Raw genomic sequence first — 21577 nt, forward strand, 5'->3', positions numbered from 1 at the left:
CCTGCACTGTACGAGGGCGCGCGGGAGGGGTGGGCGTACGCTGGCCACGGCCGTACCACCGACCCGAGAAGGCACCACCGTGACCGTGACGCACCCGCTCCTGGACCTGGCCCCGCTGACCGCCGCGCACTTCGCGTCGATCGAGCGGCGGGTGGCCGCGCTGCTCTCCACGGAGCAGGACGTGGTGATCACGCAGGGCGAGGCCCTGCTGCCGCTCGAAGGGTGCATCCGGAGCGGGGCGCGGGCCGGTTCGACCGCGCTGAACGTGGTCACCGGCCCGTACGGGCAGACCTTCGGGAACTGGCTGCGGGACTGCGGCGCGACCGTGGTCGACCTGGAGGTGCCCTTCCACACGGCGGTGACGGCGGAGCAGGTGGAGCGGGCGCTCGCCGAGCACCCGGAGATCGACTTCGTGTCCCTGGTGCACGCGGAGGCGGCGACGGGCAACACCAACCCGGTCGCGGAGATCGGCGAGGTCGTCCGGGCCCACGGGGCGCTGTTCTACCTGGACGCGGTGGCGTCGATCGGTGCGGAGCCGGTGCTGCCGGACGCGTGGGGCGTGGACATGTGCATCATCGGCGCGCAGAAGGCGATGGGCGGCCCGGCGGGCGTGTCCGCGGTGTCGGTGAGCGCGCGGGCCTGGGAGCGGTTCGCCGCCAACCCGGCCGCGCCGCGCCGCTCGTACCTCTCGCTCCTGGACTGGAAGGAGCGCTGGATCGACGGCGGCCGGAAGGCGCTGCTGCACGCGCCTGCGCAGCTGGAGATGCTGGCCCTGGAGGCCTGTGTGGAGCGGATCGAGGCGGAGGGCCTGGACGCGCTGATGGCGCGGCACGCCTCGGCGGCGGCCGCGACCCGCGCGGGCGCGCTCGCGCTGGGCGGCGGTCTGGAGCCGTACGTGTACGAGGCGAGGGACGCGGCCCCGGTGGCGACGACGCTGCGCACCCCGGCGGACGTGAACGCCGCCGAGCTGGTGGCGAAGGCGCTCGCGGCCGACCCGTCGCTGCCGCTGATCGCGGGCGGCGGCGCGCTGTCCGGGGAGATGATCCGGGTCAACCACTACGGGGTGGACGCGACCCCGGGGGCCGTGCAGTCCTCGCTCGCGGCCCTGGGCGCGGCGCTCGGCGAGACGGGCCGCGCGGTGGACCTGGAGGGGGCGCGCCGGGCGGTGACGGAGGCCTGGGCGTAGAACGCTGTACGGGCTGGGGGCGGGGACCCGACACCGGGACCCCGCCCCCTCCGCGTACGCCCGGCCGGTCACAGCGCCGGACAGTCCGTGGAGACGCGGTGGCCGCCGCCGGAGGGGGTGGCGGGCCCGGGGTGTTGGAGGGGCCGCCGGCCCTCAGGCGGGCAGGCGGGTCCCGGCCGTCGGAACGGGGGTCCGGGCGCCCGGTGTCGGGACCTCGGCGCGTCAGTCGTCCAGGGCGTTCAGGGCGCGGTCCACGTCCGCCGTCGTGTTGTACAGGTGGAAGGAGGCCCGCAGGTTGCCCGCGCGGACCGAGAGCAGGACGCCGGCCCTCTCCAGGGCGTCCGCGCGGTCCCCGAGCCCCGGGACGGCGACCACCGTCGAGTCGTCCGCGACCGGCTCGTGCCCGAGGGAGCGGAGCCCGGCGCGGAAGCGGGCCGCGAGCCCCTTGTTGTGGGCCTCGATCCGCTCGATGCCGACCTCTTCGAGGAGGGCGAGCGAGCGGGCCGCCCCGTGGTACGAGAGGAAGGCCATCGGTTCGTCGAACCGGCGCGCGGAGCGGGCGAGTTCGCGGACCGGGCCGTAGCTGTTGACCCACAGGTCCTCGCCGGTGACCCAGTTGGCGTGGATGGCGAGGAGCGAGTCCTGCGCCTCCTCGGTGACGGTGAGGAAGGACGCCCCGCGCGGACAGAGCAGGTACTTGTAGCCGCCGGCGACCGTGTAGTCCCATTCCCCCGCCCGCAGCGGCAGCCAGCCGGCCGCCTGGGTGGCGTCCAGGAGGGTGCGGGCGCCGTGGGCGGCCGCGGCCTCCCGCACCGCCGCGAGGTCGGCCGTCCGGCCGTCCGCCGACTGCACGGCGGAGAGGGCGACGAGGTCGGTCTCCGGCCGGACGGACGCGGCGAGCCGCTCCAGGGGCGCGAAGCGGACCTTGAGGTCGCCGCGGACCGTGAAGGGGGTGATGACGGAGGAGAAGTCGCCCTCGGGAAAGAGGACCTCGGCCCCGGCCGGCAGCGACTGGGCGATCATCCCGCAGTGCACGGCGACCGAGCTGCCGACGGCGACGCGCTCGGGGGCGGTCCCGACCAGCCGGGCGAAGGTCGCCCGGGCCTCGGCGACGATCTCGAAGCTCCCGGAGCCGCCGGGGCGCCCGTCGGCGGTCTCCTGGGCGAGGAGCGTGACGGCCTCGACGGTCCGGCGGGGCAGCAGCCCGCAGGTGGAGGTGTTGAGATAGGTCTTCGTGGGCGCGAACTCGGCGCCGCCGAGCGGCCGGTCGAGCGTCTGATCGAGGGAATCCATGCCCCCACCCTGGATTCCCGACGATCACCCGTCAATTGCTCCCCCACCTGGGGGATCTTCCAAGTGCGGCTTATCACCGCAGGTGAGAGGGGGTAAGAGGCTCCGGCCCGGGGACGGCGGACGCCGAAGCCCGGGCCGGGTCGGGGAGGGGTCGGGGCCGGATCAGGGGCGGGTCCGATCAGGCCCCCGGGACCTCGCAGCCGTCCGGGCCGCAGGCGTCCGCGCCCGCGCCGGTGCCGAGCGGCTGGAGGGCACGGCCCTGCCAGGCCTGTTCGAGGGCTTGGGTGAAGACCTCGGCGGGCTGGCCGCCGGAGACGCCGTAGCGGCGGTCGAGGACGAAGAACGGCACGCCGTTGGCGCCGAGTTCGGCGGCCTCGCGCTCGTCCTGCCGTACGTCGTCGGCGTAGGCGGTCTCGTCGGCGAGGACGGCCCGGACCTCGGTCTCGTCGAGGCCGGCCTCGACGCCGAGCGCCGCCAGGGTGTCGGCGTCGAAGACGGAGCGCTCCTCCGCGAAGTTGGCCCGGTAGGCCAGGTCGAGGAGCGCGTCCTGCCGGCCGCGCGCCTTGGCCAGGTGGAGCAGCCGGTGGATGTCGAAGGTGTTGCCGTGGTCGCGGCCCTCGGTGCGGTAGTCGAGTCCCTCCGCGTGCGCGTTGGACGCGACGTGCGCCTCCATGGCCCGGGCCTCGTCGGGGGTGCGGCCGTACTTCTTCGCCAGCATCTCCAGGACGGGGGCCGTGTCGCCCTTGGGTCGGCCGGGGTCGAGCTCGAAGGAGCGGTGCACCACCTCGACCTCGTCCCGGTGCGCGAAGGCGGCGAGCCCCTTCTCGAAGCGCGCCTTTCCTATGTAGCACCAGGGGCAGGCGATGTCGCTCCAGATCTCGACGCGCATGGGTTTCTCTCCGAGGGGTGGTGGTGGGGCGTTCGCAGGGGGAACGCCCCACCGGCGCCCTTCATTCCTCATTCCTCCCGCGGTCCGAGGGTGAGACGGAGCACCAGGTGGTCGCCGTTCCTCGGGGTCTCGGGGTCCGGGGTCCAGCCCCGGGCCGCGTAGAAGGCCCGGGCGCGTTCGTTCTTGTCGAAGACCTCCAGGCGGGCCCAGGGGGCTCCGGCGGCGTGCCAGATCTCGACGCAGGCGTCGTGGAGCTCGCCGCCGATGCCCCGGCGCCACCGGGCGGGGGACACGTGGAGCTGGGAGAGGACGGGTACGCCGTCGTCCACGCGGTGGGCCGCGACGCCCGCCACCTCGCCGTCCCGTTCGGCGCAGAGGACGATCCCGCGGCCGACGGCGGCCGCCCAGCCCGCCCGGGAGCGGGCGACCTCCTCGGGGCCGAGGAACTCGGCGTCGGGCAGGTGGCCGCGGTAGTAGGTGGCGCGCGCCTCGGTGTGGAGGGCGACGACGGCGTCGAGGTCGGCTTCGGTCGCGAGTCGGATCATGGTCTTTCAGGACGCGGGGGCCGGGGGGACGGTTCCGGACCTTCCCGCGCCGGGCGCGCGTACGGGAGTGGACCCTCCCCTCGCCACTCTCAACGTATAGCGCACAGGGGGGCTTGCGGCAAGGCCCTCTCCGTACCGCAGAATCGTCGACCTGCCCGGGAAAGCCCCAGGTCGGACCCTGCGAAACGGGAGACCCGCCACGTGCCCACCTCTTCGTCCGCCCCTCTCCGCCCCTCCACCGCGCTCAGCGCGTTCGACCTCCCCGACCGGCTCTCCGCCAAGGCCGACCCGGCGCTGGTCGCCGCCGACGAGCGGCACTTCGCCGTCGTGGCGGAGAGCCTGGGACGGTCCGTCGCCGAACTGTCCGGGCGGCTCGACGCCCTGCGGAAGGCGCCCGGCGGCATCGGGCGCGAGGCGATGGAGCGGGACGCCGAGATCCACCGGCTGACCGCGCGCCTGCGGACCCTGCGCCGCTTCGGCCTCGATCTGTGCCTCGGCCGGATGGTCGGCGCGGACGGCGCCGAGCCGGTGTACGTCGGGCGGCTCGGGCTCACCGGCGGCGACGGGCGCCGGCTGCTCGTCGACTGGCGCTCTCCGGCGGCCGAGCCGTTCTTCGGGGCGACCCACGCCGACCCGATGGGGCTCGCCAGCCGGCGCCGGTACCGCTGGACCGGCGGCCGGATCACCGACTACTGGGACGAGGTGTTCACCGCCGAAGGGCTGGAGGGGCACGCGGCCCTGGACGACCAGTCTGCGTTCGTCGCGAGCCTGGGCGGCGAGCGCTCGCCCCGGATGCGCGACGTGCTCGGCACCATCCAGGCCGACCAGAACGCCGTGGTCCGGGCGGGTTCCAAGGGCGCGCTCGTCGTCGACGGAGGTCCGGGGACCGGGAAGACGGTCGTCGCCCTGCACCGCGCCGCCTACCTCCTGCACGCGGACCCGCGCCTCGGGCGCCGCGGGGGCGGCGTGCTGTTCGTCGGGCCGCACCGGCCCTATCTGGACTACGTCTCCGACGTCCTGCCCGGCCTCGGCGAGGACGGGGTGCGGACCTGCACGCTGCGGGACCTCGTCGCCGAGGGGGCGGAGGCGGTGGCCGAGCCCGACCCGGAGGCGGCCGCGCTGAAGTCCTCGGCGGACATGGTGGAGGCGATCGAGACGGCCGTCCGGTTCTACGAGACGCCCCCGGACGGGGTCATGACGGTCACGACCCCCTGGGGCGAGGTCCGGCTGACCGCCCGGGACTGGGCGCGGGCGTTCGAGGCGCCCGAGCCGGGGACCCCGCACAACGAGGCGCGCGAGCAGATCTGGGAGGAGCTGGCCGAGATCCTGCGGGACGGACTCGGCGAGGAGGTCCCGGAGGACGAGTTCCGGGCGTCGCTGCGCCGGGACCGGGAGCTGGCGGACGCCCTGCACGGCGCGTGGCCGCTGATCGAGGCGGCCGACCTGGTCGGGGACCTGTGGACGGTCCCCGCCTATCTGCGCCTGTGCGCCCCCTGGCTCGGCCCGGACGGGGTGCGGAGGCTGCGGCGTACGGACGCGCACGCGTGGACGGTGTCCGACCTGCCGCTCCTGGACGCGGCCCGGCGACGGCTCGGCGCCCCGGAGGCGTCGCGGCGCGCACGCCGGCGCGAGGCCGCCGTCGCGGCCGAGCGCGCACGCCGGGCCGAGGTCACCGCGAGCCTGCTGCAGAACATGGTGATCGACGAGAGCGAGGGCGCCATGGGCATGCTGCGCGGGCGGGACCTCCAAGAGAGCCTGATCGACGAGGGCGCGCTGCCCGTAGCCGAACCCGACCTGCTCGCCGGGCCGTTCGCGCACGTCGTGGTGGACGAGGCGCAGGAGCTGACCGACGCGGAGTGGCGGATGCTGCTCGCGCGCTGCCCGTCCCGGAGCTTCACGGTGGTCGGGGACCGGGCCCAGGCCCGGCACGGCTTCACGGAGTCGTGGCGGGAGCGTCTGGAGCGGGTCGGGCTCGACCGGATCGAGGTGGCCTCCCTGAGCGTCAACTACCGGACGCCGGAGGAGATCATGGCGGAGGCGGAGCCGGTCGTCAGGGCCGCGCTCCCGGACGCCAACGTCCCGACGTCCGTCCGCCGCACCGGGATCCCCGTCGCGTACGGGTCGGTCGGGGACCGGGACGCGGTCCTGGACGCCTGGCTGGCGGAGCACGCGGAGGGGACCGCCTGCGTCATCGGCGACCCGGCGTTCCGCGAGCGGCCCCGCGTCCGGTCCCTGACCCCGTCCCTGGCGAAGGGCCTGGAGTTCGACCTGGTCGTCCTCGTCGACCCGGAGGCGTTCGGCGGGGGCGTCGCGGGGGCGGTGGACCGGTACGTGGCGATGACCCGGGCGACGCGGCGCCTCGTGGTCCTGGGGAGCGCCTGACGCGGGGCGCGCCGGACCTGCCCGGTGCTCCGTCACGCGCTCCCGCGGTACTGCCCCGGCGCCACCCCGCACTCCCGCCTGAAGGCCTTGGCGAAGGCGAACCCGGAGGAGCAGCCGTAGCGTTGGGCGACCGCGCGGAGCGGGAGGTCGTCGGAGCGGAGCAGCCGGCCCGCCGCGGTCATGCGCCACCAGGTGAGGTACGCGAGGGGCGAGCGGCCGACGAGGCGGTGAACCGGCGGGCGAACGCGGCGCGGAAGAGGCCGCCGAGCTCCTCGACCGTCCACGCCCCGGCGGGGGTCCTGGTGGAGGGCGCGGGGCGGCCGGGTTCATCGGCTCGGGGCTGCGCGACGGCTCCCTCGCGCCGGTGGTAGCCGAGGTCTTCGACGGCCTGGACCGGATCGCCGACGCCCACCGGCTGATGGAGTCCGACGCGCACGCCCCAGTGGCTGTCCGGCGGACAGGGCCCAGCGCCCGCGGGCTCAGCGTCTCGGCAGTCCCAGTGGGTTGCCGTCGCGGAGTTCCGGCGGGAGGAGGTGGTCGGGGGTCGACTGGTAGGTGACCGGGCGGAGCCAGCGCTCGATCGCGGTCGCGCCGACCGAGGTGGCGGTGGAGGTGGTGGCCGGGTAGGGGCCGCCGTGGTGCTGGGCGGCGGCGACGGCGACGCCGGTGGGCCAGCCGTTGACGAGGACGCGCCCGGCCAGCGGGGTGAGGGCGGCGAGGAGCGGGGCCGCGTCGGGGTCGTCGGCCGCCTCCGTGGTGTGCAGGGTGGCCGTGAGGTTGCCCGGCAGCAGGTCCAGGACGGCCGCGGCCTCCTCGCGGGTGGAGTAGCGGGCGACGACCGTGACCGGGCCGAAGCACTCCTCCAGGAGGAGGTGGTGGCCGCCCGCGACGAGCCGCCCGGCGTCGACCGCGAGGACGCCGGCGCTGACGGTGTGCGCGCCGCCCGCGCCCGGGGTGACGGGGGCGGCGACCCCGGGGAGCGCGGCGCGTTCCCCGACCCCGGCGACGAAGGCGTCCCGCATCCGGTGGTCGAGCATGACGGACGGCTCGGTCTCGCTGACGCCGGCGGTGAGGGCGTCGAGGAAGCGGTCGCCCGCCGCGCCCGCGGGGGCGAGGACGAAGCCGGGCTTGGTGCAGAACTGGCCCGCGCCCAGGGTCATGGAGGCGGCGAGCCCGGCGCCGATCTCGGCGGCCCGCTCCCCGGCGGCGGCGGGGGTGATCACGACCGGGTTGAGGGAGCCGAGTTCGCCGTGGAAGGGGATCGGCACGGGTCGGGCGGCGGCCGCGTCGAAGAGCGCCCGGCCGCCGCGTACGGAGCCGGTGAAGCCGGCCGCCGCGACGAGCGGGTGGCGTACGAGCGCCACACCGGCGTCGAAGCCGTGGACGAGGACGACGACGTCCTCGGGGAGGCCGGCCTTGACGGCGGCCCGGCGCAGCAGGGAGGCGCAGAGCTCGGAGGTGGCCGGGTGGTCGGGGTGGCCCTTGACCACCACGGGGCAGCCGGCCGCGAGGGCGCTCGCCGTGTCGCCGCCGGGGACGGAGAAGACGAGCGGGAAGTTGCTGGCGGCGTAGACGGCGACGACGCCGAGCGGGACCTTCCAGCGGCGCAGGTCGGGCCGGGGCGGGACGGCGCCGGGGTCCGGGAGGTCGATCCGGACGTCCAGGAAGGACCCTTCCTCGACGGTGTCGGCGAAGGCCCGCAACTGGGCGGTGGTACGGGCGAGTTCGCCGGTGAGCCGGACGGGCCCGAGGGCCGTCTCGGCGTCGGCGGCCTCCACGACGTGGTCGCGGGACCCGTCGAGGAGGTCGGCGGCGGTACGGAGGAGGGCGGCCCGCGCGGCCCGGTCGGCGAGGGCCCCCCGGGCGGCGTGCGCGGCCCGGACGGCCCGGTCGACCTCCTCCGCCGTGGCCTCCACCGCGACCTGCTCGCGCGGCTTCCCCGTCCGGGGGTCCACGCTCCACACCGGTTCTGCCGCCACCGTCACGCCCCTGTCGCCGCCCTGAACACGATTCCCGCAGATGAAAGCGTTTCCGATGGACTCTATTGACGGCCCGGCCGTCTCCACAAGGGGTGGCCGGACGGAGGGAGAAGGGGCGAGGGGCATGGTGACTGCCGGCGCGAGCGGGCGGAGAGGAGTTGCGCGCCGTCCGCGCGCGGGGGTTCTCGGTCGACCGCGAGGAGAACATGCCGGGCTGCGCCGCTTCGGCGTCGCGATCCTCTACCGGACCCTGCTGGTGCGGGACGCAGTCGACCGCTCGGTGCCGGTGGCGGTGGCGGTGCTGTTGGCGGTGGCGGTGGCGCGGCTCGCGCCGGTTCGCGAGCGGTCGAGCCGGGGCGCGCTCCTCGACGTGCGCGACCGGCCGGACCTGACGACCCGCCGGCTCGGAGCGCCGGGACCGTGGTGCCTGCGCGAGAGAGCACCGGGACCGCGGAGGCCGTGCGGGAGAGCACCGGGACCGTAGGCCCGTACGGAAGGTGGGCGTCTCCCCCGTGCGGCGGAGGCGGTTCACCGTACGGGAGGAGGCGGCGCCCGGGGCCCGCGCGGGAGCGTGAACGCATGACACCGACCGTACGTCACACCTCCTCCCCCACCCCGGCATCCCCCGCCGGGTCCCGTCCGTCGGTGGCTGCGCGGGCTGGTGGTCGTCGCCGCCGGCTGCTGGGGCGCCTCCATGTCGCCGGTCGCCCTGCTCCCCGTGGCGGATCCCGCCGAGCGGGTCACCGTCCTGACCCGGCTGTCCTACGCTGGCGTCATGATCACCGGTTTCCTCCTGGCCGCGTGCGCGGCCGTCGTCCTGCGGCGGCGGGGCGCCGGGGCGTGAGGCGGTGGACGGGGGCCCTCCTGGGGCGGCGGGCCAGGCTGCGCTGGCTGCACCTGATCCTGGGCGGCGCGCTGTTCATGCCGTACTGGCTGGTCGGCACCGTGGTCGTGGGGCTCTTCGGCGGCGGGGGCGGGCTGACCGGCGGCGACCTCCGGACGCAGTTCGGGGCGTACGCGGTGGGGCTGCCGCTCGCGGCCGTCACCGCGCTCTTCCCGCTGACTCGGCCGATGTCGGTGGCGGCGGCCCGGACGCTGTGCGGGGTGCCCGCCGAGCGGTTCGCGGACGGACCGGCGCGCGGGTGGGAGGCCAGGGCGCGGACGGCGGGCTGGTTCACCCTCCACCTGGGCGCCGGGGCCCTGGTCAGCGGCGCGAGCCTGGCCCTGCCGCCGTTCGCGGCGGCGGTGGCGGCGCTGCCGTTCTCGCCGTCGCTCCGGGCGTCCGAACTCGGCGCGTACTGGGGGCTCGACGGGTTTCCGTGGGTCTGGGCGGCGGTCCCGGCGGCCGTGCTCATGCTGCTCGCCCTGGCGGGCGCCGCCGCCGCGACCGGGGCCCTGCTCGCCCGGCGGGCGCCCCGGCTGCTCGGGCCCGGCCCGGCGGACCTGCTGGCGGCGGCCGAGCGGCGCGCGGCGGAGGCGGAGTCCCGCAACCGGCTGGCCCGCGAGCTGCACGACTCCGTCGGCCACGCGCTGAGCGCGGTCACCCTCCAGGCGGGCGCGGCCCGCCGGGTGCTGAACGCCGAGGGCCCCGACCTGGAGTTCGTACGGGAGGCGCTGACCGCGATCGAGGAGACCACCCGGCGCACGGTCGGGGAGCTGGACCGGGCCCTCGGCCTGCTGCGGCGCGGCGAGGAGGTCGCGGAGGGCGTGGGCCCGGGGCTCGACGCCCTGGAGGCGCTGGTGCGCGGGGCGGGGCCGCGGGTGGCGCTGGCCGTGGCCGGGACCCCGGAATCCGTACCGGAGGCGGTGTCGCGGGAGGCGTACCGGATCGTCCAGGAGGGGCTGACGAACGCGGCCCGGCACGCGGGCGGCGCGCCCGTCACCGTACGGCTCGACGTCCGTACCGAGGAAGTGGAGATCGTCGTGGAGAACCCCCTGCCCGAGCGGCCCCCGGTCGCCCGCCCGCACGGCGGACGCGGACTGCCCGGCATCGCGGAACGGGCCCGCCTGCTCGGCGGCACCACGGGGGCGGGCCCGGCCGACGGCGTGTGGCGCCTGGCGGCCAGGATCCCCCGGTGAACGCCGACGGCCACCGGGACGAGCCGGTGGACGACCCGGTGAACGCGGCGGAGGCGGGGCGGGCGGTGAGCCCTGCGGGGCCCGGGCAGGTCGTGCGGATCGTCCTCGCGGACGACGAGCGGATGGTGCGGACGGCCCTGCGGGTCATCCTGGACGCGGAGCCCGGCCTGGAGGTGGTCGGGGAGGCGGCCACCGGCGCCGAGGCCGTGTCGGTGGTGCGGGCGGTGCGTCCGGACGTGGTCCTGATGGACGTGCGGATGCCGGAGATCGACGGCATCCGGGCCACCGAGCAGATCCTCGCCGGGATGCCGGAGCCGCCCCGGATCGTGGTGGTGACCACCTTCGAGAACGACTCCTACGTGTACGACGCGCTGCGCGCGGGTGCGGCCGGCTTCCTCCTGAAGCGGGCGGCGGCGGAGGAGCTGGTGGGCGCGGTCCGGCTGGTCGCGCGGAGCGACTCGCTGCTCTACCCGGCGGCGGTGCGCGGCCTGGCCGCCGAGCACGCCCGCCGCGGGCCGGCGGCGGCACCGCCCTGGGCCGCGCGGCTCACCGACCGGGAGGCGGAGGTGCTGCGCCTGGTGGCGACGGGCCTGACGAACGCGGAGATCGCCGCCCGGATGGGTGTCGGCCCGGCCACGGTCAAGACGCACGTGGCGTCGGTCCTGTCGAAACTGGGCGCCCGCGACCGGACCCAGGCGGTGATCCTGGCGTACGAGTCGGGGTTCGTGGGGACGGGGTGAGCCCCTGGGCCCCCGAGGGTCCGAGCCCCCGAGCCCTGGACCCCTGGGTCCCCGGGCCCCCGGGGGTCCGCTACGACCGGGTGGCCGTCCCGCAGCCCTCGCGGACCCCGTTCCCGCCCGCGCCCAGCGGTGCCGTGCGGTCGTAGGGGTCGGCCCTGACGCCGTTCGGGTCGGTGTCCGCCGCTCCCCCGCCGAACTGCGGCCGGAAATAGCCGGTGGATTCGTCGCAGCCGCCGTTGGTCATGTCGAGCTTGTACGACAGGAGGGTGAAGGTCCCCTTCTCCGTGGTCACCTTCGACGGGTCGTCCCAGCTCACCACGGTCTCCCGGCGCGCGATCACCCGCACGACCTCGTCACCGCCGCCCGCCGGGGCGGCCGGGTACACGTACGTGACGTCGGCGGTGACCTCCAGGGCCCCGTCCCTCCCCTCCCGGTAGGAGAGCCGGCCCCGGGTCCTGACCTCGTCCCCGACGAGGCGGGCCTGCGCCGGGTCGAAGCGGCTGAAGAGCAGCAGCGGGTCGTGCTCCTCGCCCGGCCTGCTCAGCGCGGTCGCCACGAAGGTCCTGACGTCCTTCTGGTGCGGGTTGATCAGGGCGATCGCCTTCTCCGGGCGGGCGCCCCGCAGCACCGCCGGGTCCAGGTGGGACGCGGCGAGGAAGTCACGCGTGCGCGTGAGGGCCCGCGCCACCTCCGGCTCCGTCATCCAGCCGGTGGCCCGGGCGGCGGGCACGGTGATGCCGGCCGTGCCGCTCGCCCAGCGCGCGGCCGGGGAGCCCCGGAACGGGTCGGCGAGCGTGGCCCGCCCGTCCGCCTCGGCGGGAGGGGCCTCCGTCGGCCGCTCCGTCTCCTGCGCGAGGGGCGCGCCGGCCCGGTCCCCTTCGCCGGACCAGCCGACGAGGCCTCCCGGATCGACCGCCACGAACAGCAGGGCGAGGGCGGCCGCGAACCCCGCCACGTACCAGCCCTTCCTCGGCCGGGACCGGGGCCGTACGGGCGCGGACGTCGGCGCGCGCCACGGGACGGGCTCCGCGGGCTCCGACCGCAGCCGGGCCGCCGTCTCGCGGGCCCGCGCGGACGGCTCCTTCGGCGCGTCCCCCGCGCCGTCGGCCGAGGTCCGGAGGAACTCCTCCCACACCTCGTCCGGCACCGACGAACCGTCCCGCTCCCCGCCCACTACCGGCCCCTCCCCGTGTTCCCGCGTGCTCGTGGCCCCTCCCCCGGGGCCTCCGCATGATCGCACAGCCGATCACGCAGCCGATCGCACACCCGATCACACAGCTGATCGCACAACCGACCGAACGGATCCGGACATGAAGGTTCGCTGAGAAACGGGGCGCATCCGGAACGTCCGCCGCCGGTCCGTTCGTCCCGACCAGTGCGATGAACAAGACGATCAGGCACACCTCGGTCTTCGTGCTGCTCCTCGTGCTCGCCCTCCTGGGCCGGGCCACCTGGGTGCAGGCGTACCGGGCCGAGGCGCTCGCGGACGACCAGAAGAACCGGCGGAACACGATCGCGCAGTACGCGCAGCCGCTCGGGAACATCGTCGTGGCCGGCTCCCCGGTCACCGGCTCGAAGAGGACGGAGGGGACGGACCTGGAGTACCGGCGCGCCTACACGGACGGCGAGCTGTACGCGGCCGTCACGGGCTACAGCTCGCAGGCGTACGGCTCCACCCAGCTGGAGGGCATCTACGCCGACGTCCTCGACGGCACCGACGACCGGCTGAAGAACCCGCTGGACGCGGTGACCCGCAAGCAGCGGGAGCCGGGCACGGTCCTCACCACGATCGACCCCGCCGTGCAGGAGGCCGCCTACCGGGCGCTCGGGAACAAGAAGGGCGCGGCCGTCGCCGTCGATCCGGTCAGCGGCCGGATCCTCGCCCTGGCCTCCACCCCGTCCTACGACCCGTCGAAGATCTCCGGGACGAACGACGGAGCGGCCTGGCGGGAGCTGACCGGCGACCCGGACAAGCCGCTGGTCAACCGGGCGCTGCGACAGCCGCTGCCGCCCGGCTCCACCTTCAAACTGGTCGTCGCGGCGGCGGCCCTGGAGGACGGCCTCTACCGCTCGGTGGACACGGCGACGGAGAGCCCCTCCCCGTACACGCTGCCGCACACCCGGACCGTGCTGCGGAACGAGAACGCCTCCGCGCCCTGCGAGAACGCGACGATCCGCACCGCGCTGCGGTACTCCTGCAACAACGTCTTCGGCAAGATGGCCGCCGACCTGGGGCAGGACAAGGTGCGGGCGATGGCGGAGAGGTTCGGCTTCAACGACGCCGAGCTCGACGTCCCGGTCCGGGCGTACGCGAGCGTGTACCCGTCGACGATGGACCCGGCGCAGACGGCGCTCAGCGGCATCGGCCAGTTCGACGTGACGGCCACCCCGCTCCAGATGGCCATGGTGTCGGCGGCCATCGCCAACGACGGGCTCCTCGCGGCCCCGCACATGGTGTCGGAGGTCGTCGACTCCGACGGCGACGCGCTCACCTCGTACGAGGACGGGGACACCCGGCGGATCGTCTCCTCCGCGACGGCCGCGCAGCTGCGCAGCGCGATGGTGACCGTGGTGGAGGAGGGCACCGGCACGAACGCGGCGGTCGCCGGGGCGGAGGTCGGCGGCAAGACGGGTACCGCGCAGCACGGCGAGAACAACAGCAAGACGCCGTACGCCTGGTTCACCTCGTACGCCAAGGACCCCGCGACCGGGAAGCAGGTCGCCGTCGCGGTGATGATCGAGGACTCGGGCGCGGCCCGCTCCGAGGTCAGCGGCAACGGCCTGGCGGCCCCGGTGGCGCAGAAGATGATGGCGGCGGCGCTGAAGTGACGGCGGCATGACGGCGGTGGTGCCGAAGTGACGCCGGGCGGGGCCCGATTGGCCGTCGGGCCCCGTCACGCGATATGCAGGGGCACGCTCTCACCCGAGCACACATTCGATCCGTACCCCCTGCTTCCCCCTCACGGAGGACCCCCGTGCGTCTGCCCCGTTCCCTGTCCGGCTGGACCATGGCGGTCTTCGGCGTGCTCGCCGCCGCGCTCGGCGTGGTGGGCCTGGTCGCCCCGGACGCCCTGCTCACGGTCATGGGCTTCGAGCCGGTGCCCGACGGCGGGCGGGCGGACGGCGACCACACCCTGGTCTTCCTGACGGCCTCCTCGATGGCCGCGCTCAACATGGGCGTCTACTACGTCCTGGCCGCGCTCGCCGACTGGAAGCCGTTCTTCCGCTGGACGGTCCCCTTCCGCCTCCTCACCTGCGCGGTCTTCACCCTCGCCGTCGTCACCGGCCGCGCCCCGGCCGGCTTCCTGGGCGTGGGCCTGTGGGAGGGCGTAGGCGCGCTCGTGACGGGGCTCGCGCTGCGGTACGAGAAGGGGAAGGGTACGGACGTCTCCTAGGGCCTGCCCGGCCCTGACCCGCCGGACACGCCCTAGGTGCGGCGCGGCCTCCGGGCGGGGAGCATGGAGGAGAAGCGCGGGCGCGGCGGGAGGAGGCAGGGTGACGGCCGGTTCCTTCCCTGGGACGGCGGGGCGGGTCGGGATGCCCCTGGACGGCAAGGGGCTGCTCGACGTGCTCGGGGTCGCGGCCGTCGTCGTGGACGCGCGCGGCCGGATCGTGCTGTGGAGCCCGCAGGCGGAGGCCCTCTTCGGCTTCCGCGCCGAGGAGGCCCTGGGCCAGTACGTGGCCCGGCTGATCGTCGGCGACGACCACCGGGAGGAGGCGATGCGCCTCTTCGGCGAGGTGCTGGCCGCCGGCACGACCTGGGCGGGCACCTTCCCCGTACGGCACAAGGACGGCTCCACCCGGCAGGTCGAGTTCCGCAACATGCGGCTCACCGACGACCTGGGCGGGCTCTACGCCCTGGGGATCGCCGCCGACCACTCCGTCGTCGAACGGGTGGAGGCCGAGCTGGCCCTCTCCGACCGGCTCGTCTCCCAGTCCCCGATCGGCCTCGCCGTCTTCGACACCGCGCTCCGCTTCGTGCTGGTGAACCCGGCCCTGGAGCGGATCAACGGCATCCCGGCCGCGCTGCACACCGGGCGGCGGATCTCCGACATGCTGCCGGGGATCGACGCGCCGGGGATGGAGGAGGTGCTGCGGACGGTCCTGGCGTCGGGCGAGCCGCTGCTCGACCACTCCACGATGGGCCGCACCCCGGCGGACCCGGACCGCGACCACGTCTGGTCGGCGTCGTTCTACCGCCTCGAAGGGGGCGAGGGCCGGGTCCTGGGCGTGGCGGCGTCGGTGATCGACGTGACCGAGCGGCACCGGGCGGACGCGGAGGCGGACCGGTCCCGGCGGCGGCTCGCACTCATCGCGGACGCCTCGGCCCGGGTCGGCACCACCCTGGAGGTGGAGCGGACCGCCGACGAGCTGGCCTCGGTGGTGGTGCCGGCGCTCGCGGACATCGCGGCCGTGGACGTCCTGGACTCCGTCCTGTCACTGCGCAGACCCGGCGCGCCGGACGAGGGGCCCGCGCTGTTCCGGGCGCTCGCGGTGAAGGCGGCGGGGCGCACGGAGGCACTGCCGGCCGCCGACCCGCCGGGTTCGGTCGCGATGTACGGGGCGGACCGGCTGGTCACCCGGTGCGTGCACACGGGTCTGCCGGTCCTGGTGGAGCGGGTCGGCCCCGAGGACCTGCCCCGGATCGCGCGGAGCCCGGAGGCGGCGGAGATGCTGGCCAGGGCGGGGGTCCACTCGTACCTGGCGGTGCCGCTGATCGCGCGCGGCGAGGTGCTCGGCGCGCTCGACCTCAAGCGGGACCGCAACGCGCTGCCGTTCGACGGGGACGACGTGCTGCTCGCGACGGAGCTGGCGGCCCGGGCGGCGGTGAGCATCGACAACGCGCGCTGGTACCAGAGCGTGCGGAACTCGGCGGTGACGCTCCAGCGGAGCCTGCTGCCGGGAGCGCCGCCGGCGCGGGCGGGCCTGGAGGTCGCGGCCCGCTACCAGCCGGCGCAGGCGTCGAGCGAGGTCGGCGGAGACTGGTACGACGTGATCCCGCTGCCCGACGACAAGACGGCGCTGGTCGTCGGGGACGTGATGGGCAGCGGGATCGACGCGGCGGCGACGATGGGCCGGCTGCGGACGGCGACCTGCGCGTTCGCGGACCTCGACCTGTCCCCGGCGCAGGTCCTGCGGCACCTGGACCGGATCACGGAGGGCCTGGAGCACTACATCGCGACCTGCCTCTTCGCCGTGCACGACCCGGCCAGGGAACGGTGCCGGATCGCGAACGCCGGGCACCTGCCGCCCGTGCGGGTCCCGGTGGACGGCCCGGCCGAGCTGGTGCGGCTCTCGACCGGGGTGCCGCTGGGAGTGGGCGGCGGCACCTTCCGGACGGCCCGGGTGCCGTTCCGGCCCGGGGACCGCCTGGTGCTCTACACGGACGGCCTGATCGAAACCCGCGACGAGGCGATCGACGAGCGGCTCGCGCTGCTCGTGGGCCTGCTCGACGAGGCGCGCGGGCCCCTGGAGGAGACCTGCGACCTGCTGCTGAAGGCGCTGCGCCGGCCGGGGGCGCCGGACGACGTGGCGCTCCTGATCGCCCGGAGCACGGGATGACCGCGCGGAGGCGGCGGGACGGCCCGGGCCCCGGCACCGCCCGGGGGCAGAAGCGGGCCCGGCGGGAGAAGGGGCGGAAGCGCGGGACCGGGCTGCGGAGCGTCGCCGGGCAGGTCTTCGCCCTGGAGGCGCTGATCGCGCTCCTGGTGATCGTGGCGGCGGCGTTCGTCACGTTCTACCAGGAGCGACGGGACACCGAGCGGGACGCGCGGGCCCGCTCGCTCGCGGTCGCGGAGGCGCTGGCGAACGCCCCCGGCATCGACGCGGCGCTGGCCTCGCCCGATCCGACGGCGCGGCTCCAGGACGAGGCGGAGGCGATCCGGCGGGCCACGCGGCTCGACTTCATCGCGATCCTGGGGCCGGACGGGATGCGGTACACCGACTCGCAGCCGGACCTGATCGGCCGCAGGGCGGTCGGCGACCTCTCGCGGGCGTCGGTGGACGGCGAGTCGTACACGGAGATCTTCCAGGGCGCGCCGAACGACGCGGTGCGGGCCGTGGTCCCCGTGGTGGACGACCGGGGAAAGATCGTCGGCATGGTGACCAGCGGCATCGAGGTCGAGAACATCGCGCACGCCGTCCAGGACCGGCTGCCGCTGCTGGCCGGGGCAGCGGGCGGCGCGCTCCTGGTGGCCGTGGGCGGGGCGGCCCTGGTGAGCCGGCGGCTGCGGCGGCAGACGCACGGCCTGGGGCCTGCCGAGATGACCCGGATGAAGGAACACCACGAGGCGGTGCTGCACGCCGTCCGGGAGGGCGTCCTGATCATCGACTCCGACCACCGGCTGCTGCTCGCCAACGACGAGGCGCGCCGGCTGCTCGGCCTCGGGCCGGAGGCCGAGCGGCGGCACGTCTCGGAGCTGGGTCTGGACCCGCGGACGGTCGAGCTCCTGGAGTCGGGGGAGGCGGCGACCGACGAGGTGCACCGGGCGGGCGACCGGCTGCTCGCGGTGAGCGTGCGGCCCACGCTGCCGCACGGCTCCGAGTCCGGCTGCGTGATGACGATGCGGGACACCACCGAGCTGGCCGCGCTGTCCGGCCGGGCGGCGGTGGCCCGGGGCCGGCTCCAGCTCCTCTACGAGGCGGGGGTGCGGATCGGGACGACCCTGGAGGTCGTGCGGACGGCGGAGGAGCTGGCGGAGGTGGCGGTGCCGCGGTTCGCGGACTTCGTCACGGTGGAGCTCCTGGAGCCGGTGCTGCGCGGCGAGGAGCCGTCCGAGATCGTGGAGACGGCGGCCGCGACGGCGGAGATGCGGCGGACGGCGCTGAGCGGGCTGCGGCCGGACCGGCCGCTCCAGCCGGTCGGGGACACCGTCCGCTTCGACGTCCCCAGCACCCCGATGGCCATGGCCCTGGCCACCGGGCACGCGGTGGTGCAGCCGGAGCTGGCGGCGGCGGAGGGCTGGCGGGCGCAGGACCCGGAGGGGGCGGCGCAGGCCCTCGCGTACGGGATGCACTCGCTGCTCACGGTGCCGCTGCTGGCCCGCGGGGTGGTCCTCGGGATGGCGAACTTCTGGCGGGCGGACACCCCGGAGCCGTTCGGAGAGGAGGACCTGTCGTTCGCGGAGGAGCTGGCGGCGCGGGCGGCGGTCGCGATCGACAACGCGCGCCGGTTCACCCGGGAGCACGCGATGGCGGTGTCGCTCCAGCGGAGCCTGCTGCCCCGGGTGCTGCCGGAGCAGAGCGCGGTGGAGGTCGCGTACCGCTACCTGCCGGCGCAGGCCGGGGTGGGCGGCGACTGGTTCGACGTGATCCCGCTGCCGGGGGCGCGGGTGGCGCTGGTGGTGGGGGACGTGGTGGGACACGGGCTGCACGCGGCGGCGGCGATGGGGCGGCTGCGGACTGCGGTGCACAACTTCTCGACCCTGGACGTGCCGCCGGACGAGCTCCTGGGCCACCTGGACGAGCTGACGGGCCGGATCGACCCCCGGGAGTCGGAGGGGACGGACGGGGAGGGGCGGCGGCGCGACGAGGGGATCACCGGCGCGACCTGCCTGTACGCGATCTACGATCCGGCGTCCGGGCTCTGCACGGTGGCGAGCGCGGGCCATCCCGGGCCCGCGCTCGTCTCCCCCGACGGGCGGGTGGAGTTCCCCGAGCTGTCGCCGGGGCTGCCGCTCGGGCTCGGCCTGGGCGAGGCGGCGTTCACGTCGACGGAGCTGCGGCTGCCGGAGGGCAGCAAGCTGGTGCTCTTCACCGACGGCCTCCTGGAGGACCACGGGCGGGACTTCGACACGGGGCTCGGGCTGCTGCGGTCCACGCTCACCCGTCCGGACCGCAGCCCGGAGCAGACCTGCGCGGACGTCTTCGCGACGCTCCTGCCGCCCGCGCCGCGCGACGACATCGCGCTGCTCGTGGCGCGGACCCGGCTGCTCGACCGGGAGCGGATCGCCGAGTGGGAGGTGGTGCGGGACCCGTCGGCGGTGTCGCCGGTGCGGAACGCGGCGGCGGCGAAGCTGTCGGAGTGGGGGCTCGACGGGCTCGCGTTCTCGGCGGAGCTGATCCTCAGCGAGCTGATCACGAACGCGGTGCGGTACGGGGCGGACCCGGTGCGCGTGCGGCTGCTCCACGACCGGACGCTGATCTGCGAGGTCTCGGACGGCAGCAGCACCTCGCCGCACCTGCGGCACGCGGCGGCGACGGACGAGGGCGGGCGCGGGCTCTACCTGGTCGCGCAGTACGCGGAGCGCTGGGGCACGCGGTACGGCCGGCGCGGCAAGACGATCTGGGCCGAACTGCGGGCGGGCGCGGACGGCCCCGAACCGGCGGAGGCGGCGATGCCGGACCTGGACGCGCTGGAGGACCTGGCCTGGTGAGGACCCGGCCTGGTGAGGACCCGGCCTGGTGAGGACCCGGCCTGGTGAGGACCCGGCCTGGTGAGGACCCGGCCTGGTGAGGACCTGGCCTGGTGAGGACCTGGCTCCGCTAGGGTGCGCGGATGGCGGACACGCGTACGTACGGCGGTTATCGGACGGGCGGGTTGTGGGCCGCGGTGGGGATCTCGTTCACCGCGGTGCTGATCGGCTCGGGCCTCGCGCTGTTCCTGATGCTGGAGTACGACGAGCGGTGCTCCCAGGGGCTGGTCCAAGGGCCCGGCGGGCTGCGGGGGATCCGGAATCAGGCGTTCCCCCCGGCCACCGTCTGCGAGTTCGAGCGGGAGGAGGTGTCCTCGCTCGGGAACGCGTGGGTCCTCGGCGCCCTCCTGTGGGTCGCCCTGGTGGTCCTGGTCGTCTGCCTGTTCACGGCCCTGGTGGCGGACTGGTTCGAGCCGCGCCCCGGCGATCCGCTGGTGGAGCCGAGGAGCAGGGCCGAGCAGGTGAGCCGCACGGGGGCCGCCTTCTTCGTGACCGGATCCCTCTTCCTCCTGCTGTACGCGCTGGCCGGCTGGGAGCTGTTCACCGGCCCGTCGTCGGCCTGTTCGGCGTCCGGGGACTGGGGGCACCACCCGCCCAGGACGCTGGAGTACTCCTTCTTCCCGCCGCAGGCGACCTGCCAGTACGAGAGCGGCACGACGGAACACCTCACCTCCGGCTGGCTGTCCTCCCTGACGGCGCTGTCCGCCCTCCCCGCCCTCGTCGCGGGCGTCGGTTTCGCCCTCGCGCGGCGCCGCCGCCGGGAGGAGCGGCGGGCCGCCGCCCCGCTCTCCGCCCCGGCGGAGGAGCGCTCCCGCGAACTCCCTTGACGGCCCGTCAGGCGGCTTCCTAGCGTGTCCCGGGACCGACCGGAGGAGAGCCGCCGCATGTCCCGTCCCCTCGCCCTCGTGACCGGGGTCGGCCGTACCGTCGGCATCGGCGCGGCCGTCGCCCGGCGCCTCGCGGACTCGGGCTGGGACCTCGTCGTCACCCACTGGACCCCCTACGACCTTCGCATGGAGTGGGGCGTCGAGCGGGGCGCGACCGAGGCGATCCTCCGCGACCTCGCCGACCGGGGCGCGACCGCCGAGGCCGTCGAGGCCGACCTCGCCGACCCCGAGGCCCCCGCGCTCGTCTTCGAAGCCGCCGAACGGCACCTCGGCCGCCCGGTCACGGCCCTCGTCCTGTGCCACTGCGAGTCGGTCGACTCCGGTCTGCTCGACACCACGGTCGAGAGTTTCGACCGCCACTTCGCGGTCAACGCACGCGCGTCCTGGCTGCTGATCCGCGAATACGGCCGGCGGTTCACCGGGGCCCCGGGCACCGGCCGTATCGTCGCCCTGACCAGCGACCACACCGTGGGGAACCTCCCGTACGGGGCGAGCAAGGGCGCCCTGGACCGCATCACCCTGGCGGCGGCCCGTGAACTCGCGCACCTCGGGGTCACCGCGAACGTCGTCAACCCCGGCCCCGTGGACACCGGCTGGATGTCCGAGGAGCTGCGGGAGGAGATCGTCCGGAAGACCCCGCTCGGCCGCCTCGGCACCGCCCGGGACGCGGCGCACCTGGTGGGCTTCCTCTGCTCGCCCGAGGGCCAGTGGGTCAACGGGCAGCTGCTGACGGGCAACGGCGGCCTGGTCTGACCCGGAGGCACGCTCCGGACGTACGCAGGACCCGGCCGGACTGATACGGGGGAGCCGGCCGGGTCCGGGTGACCGTCCGCACGGGCGGACCGGACCCGCTCACCGTAGGCCCGGCCGAAGATCGTCGCGAGCCGCGGAGCGCGGAGCCTGTCCGGAATGCGCGACGGATCGGGGGAACGGAAGCACGGTCCGGCCGGAGCGCGCGCCCCCGGCGGCGCGATCCGGACCGGCGGCTCCGGCCGGCGCCACGACACCGCCGGTCCCGGCCGGGCCCGGCCGACGGCTTTGGCGCGATACCGCCGTCGGGGAGTCGGCCCGGGCCGAAGGCCCTACGGGAAGGCCTTACGGAAAGGCTCTACGGGACAAGGCCCTACGGGGCAAGGTCCCGAGGATCCCGAGGGAAGACCCCACGACAGCGCCGCCCCGCCGG

Annotated in this window: 16 protein-coding genes and 2 pseudogenes; 12 read left to right on the forward strand and 6 right to left on the reverse strand. The window is 75.7% G+C overall.

The features are described 5' to 3' along the window. Positions 1 to 85: 85 nt before the first annotated feature. Positions 86 to 1186 carry a pyridoxal-phosphate-dependent aminotransferase family protein gene (locus CP977_RS08410; RefSeq protein ID WP_109186090.1) on the forward strand — a complete coding sequence of 367 codons (1101 nt, stop codon included), beginning with the start codon at positions 86 to 88 and terminating at the stop codon, positions 1184 to 1186. A gap of 222 nt (positions 1187 to 1408) precedes the next feature. Here the strand turns inward: CP977_RS08410 and CP977_RS08415 are convergent, their stop codons facing one another. The 3 genes from CP977_RS08415 to CP977_RS08425 all read right to left on the reverse strand — a co-directional run bounded on the left by CP977_RS08415 (position 1409) and on the right by CP977_RS08425 (position 3913). Next, complete coding sequence (locus CP977_RS08415; protein ID WP_062756656.1) at positions 1409 to 2479, reverse strand: aminotransferase class V-fold PLP-dependent enzyme; 1071 nt, start codon at positions 2477 to 2479, stop codon at positions 1409 to 1411. 178 nt (positions 2480 to 2657) lie between these two features. After that, complete coding sequence (locus tag CP977_RS08420; protein WP_152369856.1) at positions 2658 to 3368, reverse strand: DsbA family oxidoreductase; 711 nt, start codon at positions 3366 to 3368, stop codon at positions 2658 to 2660. A gap of 68 nt (positions 3369 to 3436) precedes the next feature. Further along, positions 3437 to 3913 carry a GNAT family N-acetyltransferase gene (locus CP977_RS08425; protein WP_152369857.1) on the reverse strand — a complete coding sequence of 159 codons (477 nt, stop codon included), beginning with the start codon at positions 3911 to 3913 and terminating at the stop codon, positions 3437 to 3439. Positions 3914 to 4114: 201 nt separating this feature from the next. Here CP977_RS08425 and helR point away from each other — a divergent pair, with 201 nt between their 5' ends. Further along, complete coding sequence (gene helR / locus CP977_RS08430; RefSeq protein WP_152369858.1) at positions 4115 to 6295, forward strand: RNA polymerase recycling motor ATPase HelR; 2181 nt, start codon at positions 4115 to 4117, stop codon at positions 6293 to 6295. A gap of 32 nt (positions 6296 to 6327) precedes the next feature. Here helR and CP977_RS08435 read toward each other — a convergent pair. Both CP977_RS08435 and CP977_RS08445 read right to left on the reverse strand, forming a co-directional pair. Beyond that, a pseudogene (locus tag CP977_RS08435) lies at positions 6328 to 6609 on the reverse strand (helix-turn-helix transcriptional regulator); the annotation flags it as partial. Positions 6610 to 6774: 165 nt separating this feature from the next. Continuing rightward, positions 6775 to 8274: an aldehyde dehydrogenase (NADP(+)) gene (locus tag CP977_RS08445; protein ID WP_152369859.1), complete on the reverse strand. Its 1500-nt coding sequence runs from the start codon at positions 8272 to 8274 to the stop codon at positions 6775 to 6777. A gap of 152 nt (positions 8275 to 8426) precedes the next feature. Here CP977_RS08445 and CP977_RS34765 point away from each other — a divergent pair. The 4 genes and pseudogenes from CP977_RS34765 to CP977_RS08460 all read left to right on the forward strand — a co-directional run. Then, positions 8427 to 8680: pseudogene (locus tag CP977_RS34765) on the forward strand (hypothetical protein); the annotation flags it as partial. Between the two features lie 255 nt (positions 8681 to 8935). Beyond that, a complete protein-coding gene (locus CP977_RS08450) occupies positions 8936 to 9118 on the forward strand; it encodes a hypothetical protein (RefSeq protein WP_152369860.1) in 183 nt (60 codons plus the stop codon). After that, the gene (locus tag CP977_RS08455) at positions 9115 to 10353 is read left to right on the forward strand and encodes a sensor histidine kinase (protein WP_062756651.1); all 1239 of its coding nucleotides are present in this window, start codon (positions 9115 to 9117) and stop codon (positions 10351 to 10353) included. Before CP977_RS08450 ends, CP977_RS08455 begins: the two co-directional genes overlap by 4 nt. A gap of 92 nt (positions 10354 to 10445) precedes the next feature. Next, positions 10446 to 11093: a response regulator transcription factor gene (locus CP977_RS08460; protein ID WP_079131351.1), complete on the forward strand. Its 648-nt coding sequence runs from the start codon at positions 10446 to 10448 to the stop codon at positions 11091 to 11093. A gap of 70 nt (positions 11094 to 11163) precedes the next feature. On the opposite strand, the gene CP977_RS08465 is transcribed toward CP977_RS08460, so the two are convergent. Beyond that, on the reverse strand, positions 11164 to 12240 hold the full coding sequence (locus tag CP977_RS08465) for a serine/threonine-protein kinase (protein ID WP_062757157.1): 1077 nt from the start codon (positions 12238 to 12240) through the stop codon (positions 11164 to 11166). A 233-nt stretch (positions 12241 to 12473) separates the two neighbouring features. Between CP977_RS08465 and CP977_RS08470 the strand changes: the two genes are divergently transcribed. The 6 genes from CP977_RS08470 to CP977_RS08495 all read left to right on the forward strand — a co-directional run bounded on the left by CP977_RS08470 (position 12474) and on the right by CP977_RS08495 (position 21147). Next, positions 12474 to 13922, forward strand: a complete 1449-nt coding sequence (locus CP977_RS08470; protein WP_062756650.1) for a peptidoglycan D,D-transpeptidase FtsI family protein — start codon at positions 12474 to 12476, stop codon at positions 13920 to 13922. Positions 13923 to 14101: 179 nt separating this feature from the next. Next, complete coding sequence (locus CP977_RS08475) at positions 14102 to 14488, forward strand: hypothetical protein (RefSeq protein WP_152371534.1); 387 nt, start codon at positions 14102 to 14104, stop codon at positions 14486 to 14488. A 100-nt stretch (positions 14489 to 14588) separates the two neighbouring features. Next, positions 14589 to 16655 carry a SpoIIE family protein phosphatase gene (locus tag CP977_RS08480; RefSeq protein WP_062756649.1) on the forward strand — a complete coding sequence of 689 codons (2067 nt, stop codon included), beginning with the start codon at positions 14589 to 14591 and terminating at the stop codon, positions 16653 to 16655. Then, positions 16652 to 19468 (forward strand): SpoIIE family protein phosphatase, encoded by a 2817-nt coding sequence (locus CP977_RS08485; RefSeq protein ID WP_062756648.1) that lies wholly within the window; start codon positions 16652 to 16654, stop codon positions 19466 to 19468. Before CP977_RS08480 ends, CP977_RS08485 begins: the two co-directional genes overlap by 4 nt. A 122-nt stretch (positions 19469 to 19590) precedes the next feature. Then, entirely contained in the window at positions 19591 to 20334 is a 744-nt protein-coding gene (locus CP977_RS08490) for a hypothetical protein (protein ID WP_152369861.1), read from the forward strand. A 57-nt stretch (positions 20335 to 20391) separates the two neighbouring features. After that, the gene (locus tag CP977_RS08495; RefSeq protein WP_152369862.1) at positions 20392 to 21147 is read left to right on the forward strand and encodes an SDR family oxidoreductase; all 756 of its coding nucleotides are present in this window, start codon (positions 20392 to 20394) and stop codon (positions 21145 to 21147) included. The last annotated feature ends 430 nt before the right edge of the window (positions 21148 to 21577 follow it).

The sequence above is a fragment of the Streptomyces cinereoruber genome (assembly GCF_009299385.1).
Taxonomy (GTDB): domain Bacteria; phylum Actinomycetota; class Actinomycetes; order Streptomycetales; family Streptomycetaceae; genus Streptomyces; species Streptomyces bikiniensis.